At 68.6% G+C, this 17,823-nt stretch carries 14 protein-coding genes; 6 read left to right on the forward strand and 8 right to left on the reverse strand.

The features are described 5' to 3' along the window. The first annotated feature begins 161 nt into the window (after positions 1–161). On the forward strand, positions 162–626 hold the full coding sequence (locus JUB13_RS19515; RefSeq protein WP_236025084.1) for a phosphoenolpyruvate hydrolase family protein: 465 nt from the start codon (positions 162–164) through the stop codon (positions 624–626). A 2-nt stretch (positions 627–628) separates the two neighbouring features. Here JUB13_RS19515 and JUB13_RS19520 read toward each other — a convergent pair whose 3' ends face one another. Next, on the reverse strand, positions 629–2,266 hold the full coding sequence (locus JUB13_RS19520; protein WP_207481913.1) for a phosphoenolpyruvate hydrolase family protein: 1,638 nt from the start codon (positions 2,264–2,266) through the stop codon (positions 629–631). 261 nt (positions 2,267–2,527) lie between these two features. Here JUB13_RS19520 and JUB13_RS19525 point away from each other — a divergent pair, with 261 nt between their 5' ends. Next, positions 2,528–2,947, forward strand: a complete 420-nt coding sequence (locus tag JUB13_RS19525) for a hypothetical protein (RefSeq protein WP_207481915.1) — start codon at positions 2,528–2,530, stop codon at positions 2,945–2,947. Positions 2,948–3,055: 108 nt separating this feature from the next. Here the strand turns inward: JUB13_RS19525 and srmL are convergent, their stop codons facing one another. Both srmL and JUB13_RS19535 read right to left on the reverse strand, forming a co-directional pair. Further along, positions 3,056–4,138, reverse strand: a complete 1,083-nt coding sequence (gene srmL, locus JUB13_RS19530) for a PheS-related mystery ligase SrmL (RefSeq protein WP_456237117.1) — start codon at positions 4,136–4,138, stop codon at positions 3,056–3,058. A gap of 595 nt (positions 4,139–4,733) precedes the next feature. After that, positions 4,734–6,767 (reverse strand): tetratricopeptide repeat protein, encoded by a 2,034-nt coding sequence (locus JUB13_RS19535; protein WP_207481918.1) that lies wholly within the window; start codon positions 6,765–6,767, stop codon positions 4,734–4,736. Positions 6,768–6,897: 130 nt separating this feature from the next. Here JUB13_RS19535 and JUB13_RS19540 point away from each other — a divergent pair, with 130 nt between their 5' ends. From JUB13_RS19540 to JUB13_RS19550, 3 genes are all read left to right on the forward strand, one after another. Beyond that, positions 6,898–7,758 carry a class I SAM-dependent methyltransferase gene (locus JUB13_RS19540; RefSeq protein WP_207481919.1) on the forward strand — a complete coding sequence of 287 codons (861 nt, stop codon included), beginning with the start codon at positions 6,898–6,900 and terminating at the stop codon, positions 7,756–7,758. Between the two features lie 321 nt (positions 7,759–8,079). Beyond that, the gene (locus JUB13_RS19545) at positions 8,080–9,450 is read left to right on the forward strand and encodes a S8 family serine peptidase (RefSeq protein ID WP_207481920.1); all 1,371 of its coding nucleotides are present in this window, start codon (positions 8,080–8,082) and stop codon (positions 9,448–9,450) included. Between the two features lie 74 nt (positions 9,451–9,524). Then, a complete protein-coding gene (locus tag JUB13_RS19550) occupies positions 9,525–9,767 on the forward strand; it encodes a hypothetical protein (RefSeq protein WP_207481921.1) in 243 nt (80 codons plus the stop codon). Positions 9,768–9,872: 105 nt separating this feature from the next. Here JUB13_RS19550 and JUB13_RS19555 read toward each other — a convergent pair whose 3' ends face one another. The 5 genes from JUB13_RS19555 to JUB13_RS19575 form a co-directional block, all read right to left on the reverse strand. Then, entirely contained in the window at positions 9,873–10,604 is a 732-nt protein-coding gene (locus tag JUB13_RS19555) for a PEP-CTERM sorting domain-containing protein (protein WP_207481922.1), read from the reverse strand. A gap of 213 nt (positions 10,605–10,817) precedes the next feature. Further along, a complete protein-coding gene (locus JUB13_RS19560) occupies positions 10,818–12,464 on the reverse strand; it encodes a PepSY-associated TM helix domain-containing protein (protein WP_207481923.1) in 1,647 nt (548 codons plus the stop codon). 10 nt (positions 12,465–12,474) lie between these two features. Further along, positions 12,475–14,910, reverse strand: a complete 2,436-nt coding sequence (locus JUB13_RS19565; RefSeq protein ID WP_207481925.1) for a TonB-dependent receptor domain-containing protein — start codon at positions 14,908–14,910, stop codon at positions 12,475–12,477. 156 nt (positions 14,911–15,066) lie between these two features. Further along, positions 15,067–16,065 (reverse strand): FecR family protein, encoded by a 999-nt coding sequence (locus tag JUB13_RS19570; protein ID WP_207481927.1) that lies wholly within the window; start codon positions 16,063–16,065, stop codon positions 15,067–15,069. 137 nt (positions 16,066–16,202) lie between these two features. After that, positions 16,203–16,718, reverse strand: coding sequence for an RNA polymerase sigma factor (locus tag JUB13_RS19575; RefSeq protein WP_207481929.1), 516 nt, complete (start codon positions 16,716–16,718; stop codon positions 16,203–16,205). 356 nt (positions 16,719–17,074) lie between these two features. On the opposite strand from JUB13_RS19575, the gene JUB13_RS19580 reads away from it, so the two are divergent. Continuing rightward, positions 17,075–17,803 (forward strand): O-methyltransferase, encoded by a 729-nt coding sequence (locus JUB13_RS19580; RefSeq protein WP_207481931.1) that lies wholly within the window; start codon positions 17,075–17,077, stop codon positions 17,801–17,803. Positions 17,804–17,823 lie beyond the last annotated feature (20 nt).

Here is a 17,823-nt window from a genome sequence, read left to right on the forward strand (position 1 = left end):
GTTTGGCTGGCCTCAATGGGTAAAATTGGGCAATGCAGCCAAGCCATGCGATGCTCCAACCTTGTGCCGCCGTGGACGGGCTGCGGCCGACGCGGCGAAAGCGCGCGGTCTTCCTTCCCGCCCTCGCCCCATTTCCCGCGGCGAGGTGGCCGCTGGTGGCGATGCTGCCGGTGCTTGACGTCAACGGCGCGCTGCGTGCCGCGCTGGAGTCCCGGCGCCCCTTTAGAAGCTCACCGCCGATCGTCGGGATCTTCGCCTGTGATCCTTTCCTGCGTGTCGCCGACATGGCAAAGACGTTGCACGGCGCCGGCATCGACGAGGTGGTGAACTACCCGACCGTGCAGTGCTACGAGGGCGAAACCGCCGCAGCTATGGCATCCGTCGGCTATCGCGCGGAGGCGGAGTTTCGCGTGCTGCTGCAGTTCCGCGAGCGCGGCTTCGCGCCGGTGGCTTGCGTGATGTCGCTCCGGGCGGCGGAAGCGGCTCTTACCCTCGGCCTGCGGCGCATCCTGATCCATCCGGGTCTGTCCTCGCCCGGAGATGCGGCGGCATTGTGGACGGAGCTCGCCGGGCATGTGGCGGTCGAGGGCGGCGAGCCCCTGGGCTGGCGACCTGCCGCCTCCTGAGCTCAGGGATCGAGTCCCAGGCGCCGCATGCGGTTGTAGAGTGTCTTGCGCGCAATGCCCAGGAAGGCCGCTGTCTCGCCGCGGCGGAAGCGGTTGCGGCGCAGCGCATCGAGGATCCAGGCGCGTTCGTCCTCGGGCGGTGACGGGGCGGCGGCGTTGGCCGGGCCAAGCTGGGCCTCCAGCCGGGCCAAGGTGATGCGCCCGCCACTCGACTCGGTCACGGCGCGGCGCAGCACTTCCGCCAGCTCCCGGAGATTGCCCGGCCAGCTGCGCGCCATCAGGAGCCGCAGTGCAGCCGGTTCGAGCTCGGCGGCGCCGCGCTGCGCACCACGCAGCATCACGCGTGCCAGCAGTGGCAGATCCTCGAGGCGGTCGCGCAGCGGCGGCACCGTCAGCCGCTGGGCTGAAAGCGACCGCGCCGTCGCCTCCCCGCCCGGCGGATGCGTCAGCACCAGCCTCGTACGTGGCATGCGGTCACTCGCCTTGGCGAAACGGTCGAAGGTGCCGCGTTCGATCCAGTCCGCGAGGCGGGCGCGCAGCGTTGGCGGCAGGGCATCGGCGTTCTCGATGACAAGCGTGCCGTGCCGCATTGCCAGCAGCGCTCCAGGCCCTCCTTCGCCGAACAGGCGAGCCGCGATGTCCTCCCGGGCGTCGAGGATGGTTGTCGGGCCTGTGCGCCCGCTCGCCTGGTGGATGGCGCGGGCGACCGTCGTGCGCCCGGCGCCCGGCTCTCCCTCGACGAGGATGGGCAGGTCGGTGGCGGCCAGCCGCGCCACGCGCGCGGCGAGTTGTCCGGCTGCCGGTGAACGCCCCACCAGACCGGGGATGCGGGCGGCCTCGGGGCCCGGCGCGTCGCGCAGCAGGCCCGCCGTCTTGAACGCCGAGGTGGTCTGCATGACGGACATCTCGAGCGGCAACCGGTCGAGGGTCGAGCCGCCCACGTATCCGTCTGCGCGCGACGCGTCGCAGACGCTCATCAGGTGGCGCGGATCGATGATCGGGCCGCCCTCGACGAAGCAGAGCACACCTCGTGCCTTGCGTCGAACCCTGGCGAAGGTGCGGCGTGCGCGCTCCGCCGCCTGGTCCAGTGGCACACCGCTCGGCACGCCCTGGCTGCCCCCGGAGTTCCAGCCGAAATTCAGGCAGAGCCGCTCCACGCCGGCCTCGATCAGTGCATCCACCTCTGCGCGGGTCCTGGCGTAGCCCAGGGTTGCCAAGCCGAAGGCCGGTGCCGCGCGGAGCATCTCGATCTCGCGCCCGAAGCCGAGGCCCGCGTCCTCCAGGGCGGCGCGGAATGCGCCGTCGTGGTGGATGGCAGTCGGAAAATTGGCGATTCCGAAATAGCCGGCATCGCGAACGCGTGTCAGCAGCGCCTCGATCGACAGGCGCGGGTCGCAGGCGGCTGCACCGAAAAAGACGGGGATGGACACACGGTCCAGGATCTCCTGGCGCGCGAATTCGTCGGTGAAGCTGTTGTTGTCGCGGATTGGCAATAGGGCTGCCAGAGAAGGGGCGCCCATCACGCGAAGACGGCCGGCGCTGAGTGCGAGCAGGAAATCAGCTCCGCCGTCAGCGGCGGCCCGCGCTGTCATGCCGAGGCCGATTGCGGCGCCGACGATTATTTCGAGTCGCTTCTTCATCCGTCAGACGATCCCGCGGACAGCATCTCGCCCGATGAGTCATGAACGCAAGCCGAAACGTAGTCGTTGGATGGGCCGAAGCGGCGGGACGAAGATACGCTGCAGGATCCACTGCGCAGAGACCCGGTCGTGACAACTGGTCCGGGACGATTGTCACCGAGGTCAGCGCTCGGGAAACGTGAGCGCGTTACCTGGCACGTAATCGATTCCGGTGCCGAGCAGGTCGATCATCGCCTCAACACGAACCGAGAGGACGATCCAATGATGAGCCTGCTTCGCTCCGCCTCCCTCCTGCGCATTGCGCTGCTCGCCGATGCCGCCGCAAGCGGCGCAACCGGTCTGCTGATGGCCGCAGGTGCGGGCACCCTCACCGACCTGCTCGGCCTGCCGGAGAACCTTCTGCGCTCCGCCGGTCTTGTTCTCCTGCCCTTCGCCGCGGGGGTGGCCTGGCTCGGGACCCGCGCGACAATCTCCCGGGGATTTGCTTGGACAGTGGTGGCAGTCAACGCCGCCTGGGTCTTCGAGAGCGCCGCCCTGTTGCTGACCAACTGGGTCGCCCCGACTGCTCTCGGCTATACCTTCGTCTTGTTCCAGGCGGCCGCCGTCCTCGCCCTGGCTGAGGCGCAGTTCATCGGTCTCAGGCGCGCCGCACCGCGAGCTGTGGCCACGGTGTCCGCATAGTTCCAGGCAAGATGGCCCGGGTGCCTTTGCTGTGATCGGACAGGATCGCGAGGGCTGATCCCGACCGAGCGGCGGCGTCCACCGTTGTGGACGCCGCCTTTCCGTTGGTCACGCCATGTAGCCGGGCGCTTCCCCGCTGTGGAGCGCCTGGTACGCGAGACGTTGGATCTCCGCGGCCTCGGCCCGGGAGACCGGACGGTCGGGAGCACGCACCACAACGCGGACGAGCAGGTTCTCCTGGTTTCCGCGCAGGCCCAGGCGGGCCGCTGCTTGTGGGGGCACATCCCTCGCGGCGTGGCGCGCGACGATCCTGACTTCCTCGACGAGATCGGCCCGCACGCCGAGCATTGCGCGGATCCGGTCCCCAGCCTCCTCGTCGTCCATCCCGGCGGGGGCCGCGACCGACAGGTCCCGCGTCGAGGCCTGCTGGCGAGAGACCGGACGGTTGGACGCGAGGTCGCGCATCTGGGACGCGATGCGCGGGTCCTCGGCCCGCAGGAGGCGGATATCGTCGATCCGCTTGGCCAGCATCACGGCGCGGTCGAGGCCAAGGCCCAGGGCAAGTCCCGACCAGCGTCCCGGATCCAGGCCGCAGCGCGACAGAAGGGCTTGGCTCGCCAGGCCGCATTCCAGGATCTCGACCCAGCGTCCGCCGAACTCGGCCTCGATCTCGAGGCCCTCATCCGTGTAGGGATGGGACGTCGCGGCTGCGCGCCAGCGCGCTCCCGAAAAGATGGCCTCGAGGACGGTGCGCACCATGCCCACCAGGTCCTCCAGTCCCAGGCGCGGGCCGTTGGTGATGCGCCAGACGTCGAGCTGGTGCGGTTCGCCGACATGGGTGCGATCGACGCAGTCGCGCCGGTAGACCAAGCCCGGGCAGAGCAGCAACCGTTCCATGGATGCGCCATCCGGGCCCGTGATGCTGGAGAGCAGCGGCGGGATTGCGGCGGTCGTGTGCGTGCGGAGCATCAGCCCGTCGCCGAGATAGCGGGCGTAGCGGTCCGACCGAGCCGGGGCGTCGGCGGGATAGAGCAGCCGGTCGTAGTTGTCCACGATTGGGACCACGGGGGATGGCCGGTGGATCTCCGGAGAGATGCCCCAGAGCGTCCCAAGCGATGTGGCGATGCGGTCGACGACCAAGCCCACGGCGTGGTCCCCGCAGGCGGGATCGGACAGGTCCCGTAGCGCCAGCGCGCGGTCGAGCTCGTCCTTGGTTAGCGTGCGAACCCCATGTGTCTAAGCCTTTCTCCTTGGGGCGGCGCGTCGCGCCGCGGTGGCGGGCCAGTCATGTGGCCCTGAAACGACGAAGCCCTCCGGGGGCTCCGGAGGGCTTCGTCGGCTGCGTCTACGCCCAAGCGTCAGCGGCGCCCCGGAATCCTCCGAAGACGGTCGTTGAAGCTGAAGAAGGAGGCGGAATGCGGTGAACGCATGCGGAACCCCTCGCAAAGACGCCTTGAAGATTTGGCTTCGTCGGCGTTTCGGTCAAGGGAACGAAGGGCGAAGTCAGGCTCTTGGTCGCCTGGGAATGACGGCAGCGTGTTGCTCTGGGCGGCCCTGGCTGGGTCTGCGAGCGTTCCGAAAGCGTTTTCGCAGGTTGGATGATGCTATGCACGACCGCATTGTCGGGATCCGCAGGGACACCGTCGAGATTCTGTGCCGATCGACGGAAGGGGCCTACATCAGTCTGGCCCGGGCAGGGCGGGAAGGGGAGACGTCTGGAGCGGACGCGGAATCTCGTGCCTGGCGATGCGAAGGCGCCTCATGTCATCCGACGTGAACAGCCGGGCTAGTCGAGGCCGCAACGCCCGGGAGCGGATCTGAACAGGGCCTCCACCTCCGGCGGGAAGCGAAACGCCGCCAGGAAATCGTCTATCCGATAGGCCGGGACGCTCCTCCGGATGGCGCGTCCGAAGGCCTGCGCCTCCTCGATGCGGCCGGCGAGGGCAAGGCAATTTGCGGCGATGGCGAGGATGTGGACGTGGGCATTGGGGCGCCCGGCCGCCTTCAGCGCCCAATCCGCGGCTTCGTCGAATTGCCCGAGGCGGACATGGGCCATCGCCCGCGAACCGAACATCCCGAACAGGAGCGGGTCGAAGGGGCTCAGGCGCCGCGAAAGGTCGGAAGCCTGGATCGCGGTCCGGGGATCGCCGGACTGCGAGTGCACGAAGGCGAGCGTGTAGTGGCCCAGGGCGAAGTTCGGGCTGAGCTCGACCGCGGTCTCCAGCTCCGCGACCGACTGGTCCTGCCGGCCGCGCAGCCAGAGCGCGCGCCCCATGGCCCAATGGGCCGCGGGATCGCGATCGTCGGCCATCATGCTCTGTCCAGCGGCTGCGAAGGCCCTGTCGATCTCCCGGTCCCGCTCCCCCCAGTCCAGGAAGGCGCTCTGGAAGTGGGTGAAGGAAAGGCCGGCATGAGCCCGTGCGAAGGTGCGGTCGAGGCGGACTGCCAGGCCGAAGAAGTGCTGCGCGAGCTCGTTGTCCAGGCGGTTGAACCGGTAGGCGTGCCAGAGGCCGCGGTGATAGGCCTCCCAGGCGTCCAGGGAGTCGGGAGGCTTCAGGATCGCCCGGTTCCGCTCGGCGGTCTCGATCTCGCCGGCGACCGAGGCCACGATCCTGTCGCCGATATCGTCAAGGATGAGAAGCGAGTCCTGGGTCAGCCCTTCGAAAACCTCGGCCCAGACGATCCGGGAGGTCGCCGTCTCGGTGAGCTCGATGCCGATGGAAGCGCGCTCGCCCTGGCAGCGCAGCCAGCCGCTCGCGACATAATCCACCTTGAGGAGCCGGCCCGCTTCTTCCGGAGCGACGCCTCTCTCGTCGAGCGCGAAGACCGAGCCGCGCGCAATGACGCAGACGCTGCGCAGCCTGGCAAGCCTGGTGATGACGTCGTGGACGAGTCCGTCGGCCAGGCCGCCCCGGATCCCGCCAGCCGTCCGGTCCAGGAACGGCATCACTGCGACGGATGCCCGACGGGTCGGAGCGCCGGCGCCTTCGGCTTGCGGGCTCGCCTCGCGCGTGGGCACGGCCGCCGCGCGGTGCCCGCAGTCCCGGCTCCGGGCCGACCGCCAAGCTGCGCGGAGGGCAGCGGCGGGAATGCCCTCGGCGTCGAAGTGACGGGCCGTTGCCGCCACGTGTTCCTCGCCCTCCCGGATCCTTCCGCGCAGTGCGAGCGCATTCAGGAGCGCCTCGTGCACGCGCATGTCGAAAGGCGCCAGCTGCAGCCACCTGTCCAGGCAGCCGAGCGCCTCGTCGGAGCCTTGCGGCAGGCATGCGACGAGGCGCTCTAGGATGGATGCGTGGCAGGCCCGCAGCCGCCGCCGCTGCGCAGCGAGCCAGGTCTCGAAGGCCGGGCTGCGGTCGATCTCGAGCCCCTCCAGGAAATCGCCCGCGAACAGCCGGGCGAGCGTGCGCAGACGCGTCGCTCCAAGCGTTTCGAGGCCCGCGCGCGCGGCCGCGTCGACCTCGAGCACGTCGACGAAGCAGCCGGAGAGGTCGAGCCTCACCGTGTCGCCACTGGTCTCGACCCTTTCGCGGTCCGGTCCGTTCAGGACGCTCCTGAGCTTGCTGAGGCACCACCGCAGCTCGCCTCGTGGGTCGTTAGGGATCTCCCAGAGCAGTTCGCAAAGGTGGCTGCGGCTGACGGGGCCCTGGCTCAGCCCCAGATAGGCGATCAGGGCACGCACCTTGCGTGATGCCGGGAGCGCCACGGGAACGCCGTCCCGGCCGAGCGCGAGAGGACCGAGAAGCCGCAGATCCAGGCCACCCGTCCCGGCGCGCCGGGCAGGCCGTTCGGTTTCCACGGCCGTTTCCACGTCCTGCCCCACGCTCTCCTCCATGCCCCGCCGCTATCGTCGGAAACATGCGGTGCGCGTCCGGCGGATCCGGACCTCCCGCACAGATCGTAGGGGCAGAGCCCCTCGCAAGCCATCGTTCAAGCGGAGAAGGAAGGCAGAAATGGACGCAGGTCTCACCAGCCAACGGCCCGGCGGCGTCGCGGCGTCGATCGACCCCGGGCCCGATCTTGTCGCCGTGAAGGCCCGCCAGCACGGCGCCTGGGCCTCGGGTGACTACGCTGTCGTCGGCACGACGCTGCAGATCGTGGGGGAAACACTGTGCGAGGCCCTTGATCTGCGCGCGGGCCAGCGGGTGCTCGACGTCGCGGCGGGAAACGGCAACGCCTCCCTTGCGGCGGCACGGCGGTGGTGCGAGGTCGTGTCGACGGACTACGTGCCGGAGCTGCTCGAGCGGGGCCGCGCGCGCGCCGCCGCCGAGCGGCTGAGGATCGAGTTCCGCGAGGCGGACGCCGAGGAGCTTCCTTTCGCGGATGGCGCCTTCGATGCCGTCGTCTCGACCTTCGGCGTGATGTTCACGCCCGACCAGCCGCGTGCTGCCGGCGAGCTGACCCGCGTGTGCCGGTCAGGGGGGAGGATTGGGCTCGCGAACTGGACGCCGGAGGGGTTCATCGGCCAACTCTTCAAGACGATCGGAAGGCACATGCCGCCCCCGGCGGGGGTGAAGTCGCCGGCTCTGTGGGGGACCCGCGAGCACATTTCCGATCTGTTCGGCGCCCGGGCCGCCATGATCCGGACGGGATCCCGCGAGTTCGTGTTCCGCTATCGCAGCCCCGAGCACATGCTCGACGTCTTCAGGAGCTACTACGGGCCGGTGCTCAAGACCTTCGCTGCCCTCGACCCGGCGGCGCAGGCTGCCCTCTTCGGTGATCTCGTGGCATTGATCGACCGCTACAACCGCTCGGGCGACGGCACGGTGGTCGTGCCGAGCGAGTATCTCGAGATCGTCGTCGAGCTGCGGTGACGCCCTGCATGGCGATCCCAGAGCGCTGAGCCGAATGGGCGCTCAAGCACCCGATCGATCGTTCCGCATGAGCGCCAGCGCGATGTCGCTGGCGCTCGGCACCCCGACGCTGCCCGCCGTCCGCCGGCCGCTCCAATCGCAGCGCCCCTGTCCCGAGGCTATGTCGTAGGGACGATTGGACTGCAAAGGATGCGGGCATAGGCTGGAAACATAATCTCTGATTGAGCGGCCTGGGTCGGGGAAGATCTCTGCATCGGGGGAGCAGGCATCATCGGTCCGTTCAGTCGGCGGCGGTGAACCACGAACCGGGTTGGACGAGCCATGGCACGCGGCAGATCGAGGCGCTCCGAGGGCAATCCCGGCCAGGAAACGGCAGCGTCTCCGCCGCCTCTGATCCCGGGCACGCTGATCACCTTCAGGCCCGACGCAGTGGAGGCCGCTGTCGCGCGCCTGCAGGACGCCGCCGGCGTCAGGAACGTCGCCTTCGCCGCCGATTTTGCCGGTGGAGCGGTCGATCTCGCCCAGACGCGCCAGGCGGGCATGACCGTCTTCAACAGCCTGGGCGTTGCCGTCGCAGATCTCGACACCGACCAGGAATCCGCCGTGGCGGCGGTGGTGACGCAGGACGGCGCCATCGCGACGGTGGAACCCGAACCCGTGTTCTTTGCGTTCGCCGGCAATCTGCCGGCCGACGTCGTCGCCTATCTGCAGGGCTACAGGGATGCCGTGAACCATCTCTGCGACGGTCTGGTCGGACCCCTGCGCTCCGACCTGGGAGCGGCTGCGGCCGACATGTTCCAGGACACCAACGAGGCGACGTGGGGCCTGATCGCGAGCAGGGCTCTCGAATCCAGAAGCAGCGGCCGCGGCGTTCGCGTGGCAGTCCTCGACACGGGATTGGACCTCGACCATCCGGACTTTCGCGGACGCCAGATCGTCGGGCAGTCATTCATCCCCGGCCAGCAGGTCCAGGATGACAACGGCCACGGCACGCACTGCATCGGAACCGCATGCGGCGCACGGAGCCCTGCCAAGGGGCCGCGTTACGGGATCGCGCATGAGGCGGAGATCTACGTCGGCAAAGTCCTGTCCGACCAGGGCTCGAGCCTCGGCCGCTCGACCCTTGCCGGCATCGAGTGGGCGATCACGAATGGCTGCCATATCGTCTCGATGTCGCTCGGCGGTCGCGTAGAGCCGGGCCAGAGCTTTCTCAACGCCTTCGAGACCCCCGCTCGCGAGGCGATGCGGCGCAACACGCTGATCATTGCCGCCGCCGGCAATGACAGCGATCGGAGCCAGAACATCATCCGGCCCGTCGGCAGCCCGGCGAACTGCCCGTCGATCATGGCCGTCGCGGCGGTCGATCGGGGCCTGAGACCCGCCAATTTCTCGAACGGATCGGTCAATGCCGACGGGCGGGTCGACATCTCGGGGCCCGGGGTCGCCGTTTACTCGAGCGCGCCGGATCCTGCGCCGACTCCCCAGCCCCCCTTCTTCCGGCAATGGGCGGCCCAATATGATACGATCGCGGGAACGAGCATGGCCACGCCGCATGTGGCAGGCATCGCGGCCCTGCTGAGGCAGGAGAACCCGAGCCTCACCGCAGCGGAGCTGTGGCGTCTGCTGACCTCGCGCGCGCGTCCACTGTCCCAGCCGGTCCGCGATGTCGGCGCCGGGCTGGTGCAGGCGTAGCTCGGAGAGAATGGACCGAACCAAAATGCGGTGGGCTTGGTTCCAAGGTCGGTCAGGCTCGGATGAGGGATGACATGTCTTCGAAGAGCGGGCAGGCGGAGCCGCCCTTGAATGTGCTGATCACGGTCGAGGATCAGTTCTGCGACCAGATCGAGACGGTCGCCCGGAACCTGAAGTCGGCAGGCATGACCGTGGCCGAGGTCTTCCCGCTGTCCCGCGTCATCGCGGGGGAGGTGGCGACGGAGAACCTCGGCAAGGTGCGGGCGGTCGAGGGCATCGCCTCGGTCGAGGAGGAAACGACCTTCCGGGCCGTTTAGCGGCGGATCTCAGATCCCGGGCTGACCCAAGCGGTTCGCCGGGAGGGACGGAAGGACCCCGAAGGACGGGAAATCTCCGTCCTCCGGGATGAAGTCGATCTCCGGTCAGCGACCTGCGTTCCGGCGGCGCAGCCCCGCGATCCCCGCAAGCGCGACTCCGAGCAGGCCGGCGGTCGCCGGCTCCGGGACCTGACCGGGCGGCTCCGAGGGGACGGCCTGGGTCGAGAAGGCGAAGTCCCCGCGGCCGGGGGACGTGCCGGTGAAGCTCCAGCCATAGCCGTCGTCGACTCGGGCGAAGCCTTCACCGCCGGCGTAGGTCCCCGACCTTTGCTGCGACCACAGGAACGTCGTGGTGCCGAACCCTTCGACCAGGATCGAATAGGTCACGCCGCTCAGGATCTCGACCGGATTTGGCAGCATCAGCAGCGTGGTGAAGGATGCTATCTGGCCCTGCGTAGGATCGATATCCGCCAGATCCGCGGCGGACAGGGTCAGGCTGGCGAGAATCTGCCCGCCGGCAGGGGGGATGTCCGGAGAGCCCGGAGTCTGGGTGTAGGAATAGCCGGTCCCATAGGAGGCCGGGCCGTATTCCGTGTCACGGATCTCGATCCTCACCGTCCCGTCGGTGCCCGTTCCGGCCTGCCGGCCGAGCCGCAGCGAGAGCCCGGTCAGCGTCCCGTCGACGCCGCTGGTGAAGCTCTGGGCGAGCTGGTGCCATTGCACCGTCTCGCCGAACCGGTAGCTGCTGTCCGCTTCGAGCTGCTGCTGGTCAATGATCGCGGCCTGCGCGCCGGATGCGGCGAGGGTCGCGAGCATGAAGGCAATGGGCGCTTTCATTCCCTGAACTCCCATGTTGCTGCTTGTGCGCCACGTCGGGGGGCTCCCATGCGAGGCGGCGGAGGCAACGCAACAATCGGACCAGCGGCGCGGAACGGCGATGTTCCGGCTCCGGAGGCGTTGCGGCGTAAAACCTGCCGACACCTCCTTCGAACGAGAAACTCCCTCTCGCGGCGCCCCCGGAGGAGGCCTCGCGCCGGATGCCGGGGCGGGTTAGCGCGGCAAGGCCCAGGAGACGGCATGGCTCCTGCCGTCCCATCCGACCACGTTGAGCCACAGGTGCGGTATCTCGCCGGGGCGCATCTCGGGGACGGGCACGCGGGCCGATGCGGTGTTCGCGCCGCCGACGAGCGGGGCGAGTTGGGATGGCGGCAGGTCCGGCCCGCTAATACCGAGTCCGGCGGAACGGATCTCCCAATAGCAGCCGTCGCAGAACCGAACGGACCAAGTGGTCGTCCCTCCAGGCACCGGCGGCCAGGGCGTGCCCGCCCGCACCGTCGTCTGCCAGGGACCGATCGGCGAGGGACCTAGGATGAGGCTGTCCGCTGGCTGCGGCGCGAAGCTCGGCGCCCAGTGCATGGCATAGGCTGCGGCCGGCACGAGCGTGATCACGACGAGGTTGGGCCATTTCCACCGTCCGAGAAACCTGAGGCGCCCTCCGCAACGACCGGTGCCCGGTCCAGGGCCGAGAGCGTGCGGATGGACGGCCTGTGTCGTACGCTTGAGGAAGATCACGGCGCCGCTTGCGGTGGAGAAGCTCATCGCCAGGCCGAAGGCGACCCATACGAGTTTGGACGCGAGGCCGCCGAAGTCACCGAAGTGGAGAGGGTCGGCGGTGTGGACCCAGCGCTCCACGGTCGGCATCGCCTCGGCGCGATGCACCGCGAGAACCTCGCCCGTGTAGGGATTCAGCTCGACGCCGTTCGTGCGATCGCGGACCAGCCAGGCTGTCGCCTGACCGCGCAGGAAAAGCGGTTCTTCTGGACGGGCGGGAAACCAGATCTCCCGCAACTCCAGGTCGGGCAGGCCTGCCATGGCGACGTCGACCAGGGCGTCGAGCGGGCGATGCCGTGGAGGCTCGGGGCCGAGCGCGTCGAGTGCCGCGGCCCCGATGATCGTGCGTGGCGTCTCGAAATCTAGGCCGGTGCGCGCGAGAAGGCGTTCCCCGAGATACCACAGGCTGGTCATTGCGATCAGGAAGACGAACCAGGCGGACCACAGCCCGACCTGCCGGTGCAGGTCTCCCCAGAGGACCCGCGACCCGCGCCCCATCCGCGGCATCCTGAGAAGGCCGCGCCAGAACTTCTTGTAGGTCAGCAGGCCGCTGATCAGCGATCCCGTGAGGACGAAGCCCAGCGCCGTGACGGCGTAGAAGCCCCAGTCTCCGGGCAAGAACAGGTAGTAGTGCAGGGCCCGCACGACCGACGGAAAGGTGATCCAGCCGGACTCGCCGGTCACCCGGCCGGTCGCGGGATCGACATAGACGATCCGTGTCTCGCCGGCCGGGTTGGTCGTGAGGAACCGGGTCGCAAGATAGGGTTCCTCTCCGACCACCGCGAAGTCGATCGTGTGGTCCGGACGCGCCTCACGTACGGCCGCATAGCGGCTGCCCCAGCCGACGGTCCGGTCCGTGGCGCTCGCCCGGACCATGGGCTGGAACAGCCATTCGACATCGTCGCTGACCACCGCGACGGTGCCGGTGGCGCAGACGAACAAGGTGAACAGGCAGAGCTTGAGGCCGAGCAGGCTGTGGATCAGGAAGGGGAGCGGGCGGCGACGCTTCGGGGGGCGCCGCGCGCGCCGGCCGTCGGCCGAGGGCCCCTCGCGGTCGGCGACTGCCTGTCCTGAGACGCAGCGCATCGGGCCCAGGTCACCATTTCACGGAGTAGGAGGCGAAGACCCGCATGCCCTGCTCGGGCAGCCAGAGGAACTCGTTGTTGCCGGCTTCCGCCTGGATCGAGGTGTATTCCGTGTTGAACAGGTTCCGGACACCGACCTGGAGCTCGCCGGGACCGATATCGAACCCGGCCGAGACATTGACGAGAAGGAGGTCGTCGACCCGGCCCTCGTCAAAGGCGGTGCTGACGCCGAAGGGATCGCGCGTGCCGCGATAGCTGACCTGCAGCCGGTTCCGCCACCAGGCGTAGGGGCTGTAGTCCGCATAGGCCGTCAGCAGCAACGGCGAGACGTCGCGGCTGCCGATACGGCGCTTGTCGCCGGTGCTCGTCTCGCGGACGCCGTCCTGCCAGGTCAGGACCCCGCCGACGCTCCACTGCTCGTCGCTCCGCCAGTCGGCATTGCCCTCCAGGCCCCAGAACTCCCGGGGCTCGCGCAACGGCGTGCAGGGATTGATGCCGTCGCACTGCAGCGCGCTCAGCAGGTCGGATTCCGTGTAGAAGGCCGCAATGCCCCAGCGCAGGTCGGTTCCGTCGCCGCGCAGGCCAAACTCGTACTGGTTCGACTTCGCGGGCTGCGGGTCGATCAGCTCGGCACTTCTTGCGCCGCGCGCCGCGCGGCCGAGCTGCGTGATCTCCGCGCCCTGCGAGAGGGTCGTGTAGAGCTCCATCGTCTCGTTCAGGCCGTAGACGACGCCCGCGTTGTAAAGGGTCAGGCCGAAGTCCCTGATGTCTCCTCCCGTTATGCCGCCCGATCCCTGCGCGGTCTCGACATGGCCGCGATATTCCTCGTGCCGGATGCCGCCGCTCAGGCGGAAATCGCCCACGGGAACCTCGAGCTGGGCATAGGGCGCGTAGCTGTCGAGCGTCACGTCCGGAGAGAAGAAGGTGCTGATCGTGCCCGTGTCGGCGTTGAAGTTGGGGCGGAAGTACCGGTTGCGCAGGATGTCCAGGCCATAGCTGACGGCGGATCCATCCGTCATGAACGCCAGCGGCGTCGTGACCGCCGAGCGCAGGCCATAATACTCGTTGGTCTGTTCGTCCCGGAAATGAGTGCCTTCGGACGTGGAATGGACCTCGGTGTAGGTCTTGCTGGTGAAGACCTCGAGCTTGAGGGCGCTCTCGGCGATGTCGTCGTTCTCGTAGGTCAGGTTGAGCGTGCGGGAGCGCCGGAAGGACTGATCCCCTTCCGGATCCAGGGCGAGCGAGCCGTAGCTTCCACGATAGATGCCGGGTTCGATCGCGTACCGCTCGGTGAAGTCGACATAGCCATAGGTCCCGGTCAGCCGCAGCCGTCCGCTTTCCCCCAGGTCGAGGCCGAAGGACCCGTCCAGATTGGCGGGGATTTCCTTGCCGTTGCTCAGCAGCGCCGTGTTGTTGAAGCCGAGCGCGCGGTCGCCATCGGGATCGAACTCCAGGCCGTCATAGGCGATGCGGCCGCCCACGTGATAGTCGAACCTGCCGAGGATCTGCGAAGCGCTCTGATAGAGGCTCGCCTGATGGCTGCCGCCGACGCGGTGGGGATTGAGGCTTTCCCGCACAGTCGTGCGCAGCGTCAGCTCCTCGGATTCAGCCCGCGGCGTCTGCAGGGCGATGATGCCGCCCGGGGATCCGAAGCCGTAGGCCGAGTTGGCGCCGCGGCTGACCTCAACCCCGGCAAGCTGGTCCGGGCTGATCAGGTTCAGGTCGGAGCCGCTGCTGGCCCGGAGCTGCTCGTTGACCGGCACACCGTTGATAAAGACCTGGGCGGTCCGCCCGCGGATCTGCCGCACGCCGTTGTTGGTGGGATTGAAGCCTGGGATCCGCCGGCTGAGAATATCCTCGATGCGTTCGGTGGTGGCCTGTTCCCTGCGGATCTCCTCGCGCTCCACGACGGTAACGGAGCCGGGGACGTTGGAAAGCGGCACGCCGGCGGTGCGGGTCCCAAGGATCGTGACCGGCGCGAGTTGAAGTACGCCCGGGTCCTGGCTTGTCACAGTGCGCTCGATCGTCACCGTCCCGGTCTCGACGAAGCGGTGGTGGAAGCCGGTTCCCGCCAGCAATAGAGCAAGCCCCTGCTCGGGCGTGTGGGTCCCGAAGAGTCCCTGGGTCCGCCGTCCAGCGACGTCCTCCGACGGGAACAGGAGCCTCAGGTTCGCCTGATCCGCGAAGACCGTCAGCGCGGTGTCGAGCTGCTGCGCGGGGATCGCCAGCTCGATGGCACGGGCCTGGATAGGCTGGGCCTGGGCAAGCTGGAGCTGTGCGAACCCGGAAGGTTCCGCGCCGCCGCTCCCGATCCGCTTCGGGGGAGCTCCGGCGCGTGCGTCCCCGGCCGTGCCGAGACCGACGAGCGCAGCGCCCGCGAGCACCAGCCCGCGGAACCCGAGACGTGGGCGCCGGCGGTTCCGCAGTGAAATTCTCTCGATCTCCATGTCCAGGACGCCCCCTCCGGTTTCGTCGGCGGCTCCGTCCTCGCATGCATGCGATTAGGACTGAGTCGCATCTGCCAATGCCTACGACGAAATTGCAGCGGCGATCTTGCAGCGGCTTGGTCGAATTTTTTCGGGGGCAGTGCGGCGAGGGCCCTGTCAGCGGATCAGGGTCACGAACGGAAGCCGCACGACCTCGACGCCCAGCGTGCGTTCCAGCACCCGTAGGAGACCGGCGGGATCGTCGAGATCGAAGACGCCGGTGACCTCTACCTGCCGCAGCCGATCGGCGATCACGATGATCCGTCCGGTCTGGTATCGCTCCAGCTCGGCCATCACTTCGCCCAGGGCGCGCCTGTTGAAGATCAGCTTCCCGCGCGTCCAGGCAGTCGCCGCGGCGGTGTCGATGGGGACTGGCCCGACCAGATTTCGGTCCGGGCCTAAAGTGGCGTGCTGTCCGGCTTCGAGGCGGGCGGAAGATCCATCGGCGCCCCGGACCATGACGCTGCCCTCGCGGACCAGGACGTCCGCGCTGCCACCGTCGTCGCGCACGGCGAAGGCGGTGCCGAGGGCCTGGGCCTCGCCGCCTGCGGCGGCAACGATGAAGGGGCGGCCCGGATCCCGGGTCACCTCGAACAGCGCCTCGCCCGCGTGCAGGACGACGCGTCGGGTCGCGTCTGAATAGCTCACGCTCAGCGCAGTGGCGGTGTTGAGAAAGGCGATGGATCCGTCCGGCAATTGGATGCGGCGACGTTCGCCGACGCTGGTCGCGTAGTCGGAGTAGAGCCCCGCGGGCGGCCAGGACGCGACCGGCGCCATCACGGCGACCAGGACGGATGCCGCGATGGCGCCAACAAGCAGGGTGCGGCGCCCTGGCCGCCGGTGGTTCGCGGGATCCCGGTGCCGGCTCTCCGCATCCCCGCCGGCGTGCAGAGCCCCTCGGCGCCTCGCAAACGCCGCCGCCGAGGGCGTATTCCCGAGATCCAGCCAGAGCGTCTCCGCTTCGCGGGCGGCCGCCTCGTGTGCCGTGCTCGTTCGGCGCCATGCCGCGAAGGCTGCATGGTCCGCGGGCGTCGCACGGCCGGACCGAAGACGCGCGATCCAGTCGATCGCCTCGTCGCGGAGATCGCGACCGCCCTCGGCGGAACTGTTCGACACGTCAGGTTTCATGCGGTGCCGGCCGATTGTGTTCCGCCGGGGTGATCCGATCTCCCCTGGCGCGTAATGCGCCGTGCGGCGGTTCGCTTATCAATACGACGATTCCCGGCAGCTGATCCGACAGCGGCAATCGGCATTTACCGTTCCTGGTTCAGGCGATCGCGGCAGGCACGCAGCGCCTGTGCGATGTATTTCGCGACCATGCTCTCTGAAACGCCGAGCTCCGCCGCGATCTGGGCGAAGCTCAGCCCGTCCACGCGGCTCATCAGAAGGGCCTGCCGCGCATTGGGCGGCAGCTCCTTCAGGGCCTCTTCGAGCAGGGCCAGCCTTTCCCTTGCGAGGAGGATCGTCTCGGGCAGGGGCGAGGGGTCGGCGACGTGGATCGCAGCGTCCTCCTCCGCATAGCGGGCGGCAAGGCGGGCCTCCTTGCGCATGGAATCGATGGCGAGATTGCCCGCGACCCGGAATATGTAGGCCCGCGCATCGCCGACCTCGGGCGTAGCCTCCTGCAGGGAGGCGAGCCGCAGATAGGTCTCCTGCGCGACGTCGGCAGCCCACTGGCGATTGCCGGTGCGCCGCGCGAGGAACCGCAGCAGATCGCCGTAGTACTCCTGGAAGCTAATGATCAGGCCCGACGGTCCGCGATGCCCCATGATGCGTGTCCTGCCCTTCTGAACGCCCGAACCGAGGCCGCCCGACGGGTAGGAGGAGAAGCCGCACCCCAGTGCGAGGCGCGGCTCCGGTGCATCCTGGCGGACGCGCGATGATAATTCAGATGCGAATGGTTCTCAATCGACCTGCGGCGCCCAGGCTTGCAAGGGGCAGCTGGGCGCGGTGCCTGGTCGCCAGGGATAACTCCGCCCTCAATTCGTCACCTCCCACGAGGAGAATCAGATGCTATCAGGCATGAGGATGGTGGCCCTGGCACTCGTGACGTCATGCACCGCCGCCATCCTCAATCTCGCCTACGGCATCCGCGAGTACCGTCTCGACCACGAGGGAGACGCCCATGTCGGTTATGACGCGCATCGGCAAGATGCTCGCCCAGGCACCGGACGAGCTGTTGCGGGAGATAAGGGCGCGAACCCTCCTCAATCCCGCGCAGGAGGCGATCTACCGCGACGTCCTGCTGCGCGACCTGGCGCGGCTCGACATCCGCGACGAATTCTATCCCCTCGGCTGGGCGGCGAGCCACGGCCTCCTGTACCTGCTTACTCGGGCTTTCCAGGAGCTGCCCGTGACGCGCGCGCTTGAGTTCGGAGCCGGGCAGACGACCGTGCTGCTCGACCGTCTCCGCACCCGGTGCCGGCCCGCGGCCGAGATCGTCACCGTCGAGCACGATCCGGAATGGGCGGCGGAGGTCGGCCGCCGGGTCGGGCACCAGGTCCTGCTCGTTCCGACCACGGGCACGGGCACGCGTCATGGCGCCGGCTTCTACGGGCCCGACCTGATCCCGCCGGGACCGTTCGACCTGATGATCCTGGACGGGCCCCCGGCGCATGCCCATGCCGACAGGCTGGCGCGCACCGGTTTCGCCGATGTCTTCCTCGACCGGCTGGCCGATGATTTCGTGATCATCATCGACGATGCCGAGCGCAAAGGGGAGCGGCAGCTCGTCCGCATGGTTCGACAGCGCCTTGGCGCTGCGGGCATTTCCTTCGGCGAGAGCGAGGTGATCGCCCTGAAGCGCCAGAAGCTCTTCTTCGGCGGTGCCTTCCGCCGTGCCGCCTTCTTCTAGCGAGGAGCAGGACTGCCAGG

The organism is Arenibaculum pallidiluteum, assembly GCF_017355985.1.
Classification (GTDB): domain Bacteria; phylum Pseudomonadota; class Alphaproteobacteria; order Azospirillales; family Azospirillaceae; genus Arenibaculum; species Arenibaculum pallidiluteum.

Coding starts and splice junctions, on each gene's coding strand:
- JUB13_RS19555 (WP_207481922.1), bottom strand. CDS start 10,604: ATGAAAGCGCCCATTGCCTTCATGCTCGCGACCCTCGCCGCATCCGGC.
- JUB13_RS19540 (WP_207481919.1), top strand. CDS start 6,898: ATGGACGCAGGTCTCACCAGCCAACGGCCCGGCGGCGTCGCGGCGTCG.
- JUB13_RS19525 (WP_207481915.1), top strand. CDS start 2,528: ATGATGAGCCTGCTTCGCTCCGCCTCCCTCCTGCGCATTGCGCTGCTC.
- JUB13_RS19580 (WP_207481931.1), top strand. CDS start 17,075: ATGTCGGTTATGACGCGCATCGGCAAGATGCTCGCCCAGGCACCGGAC.
- JUB13_RS19520 (WP_207481913.1), bottom strand. CDS start 2,266: ATGAAGAAGCGACTCGAAATAATCGTCGGCGCCGCAATCGGCCTCGGC.
- JUB13_RS19545 (WP_207481920.1), top strand. CDS start 8,080: ATGGCACGCGGCAGATCGAGGCGCTCCGAGGGCAATCCCGGCCAGGAA.
- JUB13_RS19550 (WP_207481921.1), top strand. CDS start 9,525: ATGTCTTCGAAGAGCGGGCAGGCGGAGCCGCCCTTGAATGTGCTGATC.
- JUB13_RS19515 (WP_236025084.1), top strand. CDS start 162: ATGCTGCCGGTGCTTGACGTCAACGGCGCGCTGCGTGCCGCGCTGGAG.
- JUB13_RS19565 (WP_207481925.1), bottom strand. CDS start 14,910: ATGGAGATCGAGAGAATTTCACTGCGGAACCGCCGGCGCCCACGTCTC.
- JUB13_RS19575 (WP_207481929.1), bottom strand. CDS start 16,718: ATGGGGCATCGCGGACCGTCGGGCCTGATCATTAGCTTCCAGGAGTAC.
- JUB13_RS19560 (WP_207481923.1), bottom strand. CDS start 12,464: ATGCGCTGCGTCTCAGGACAGGCAGTCGCCGACCGCGAGGGGCCCTCG.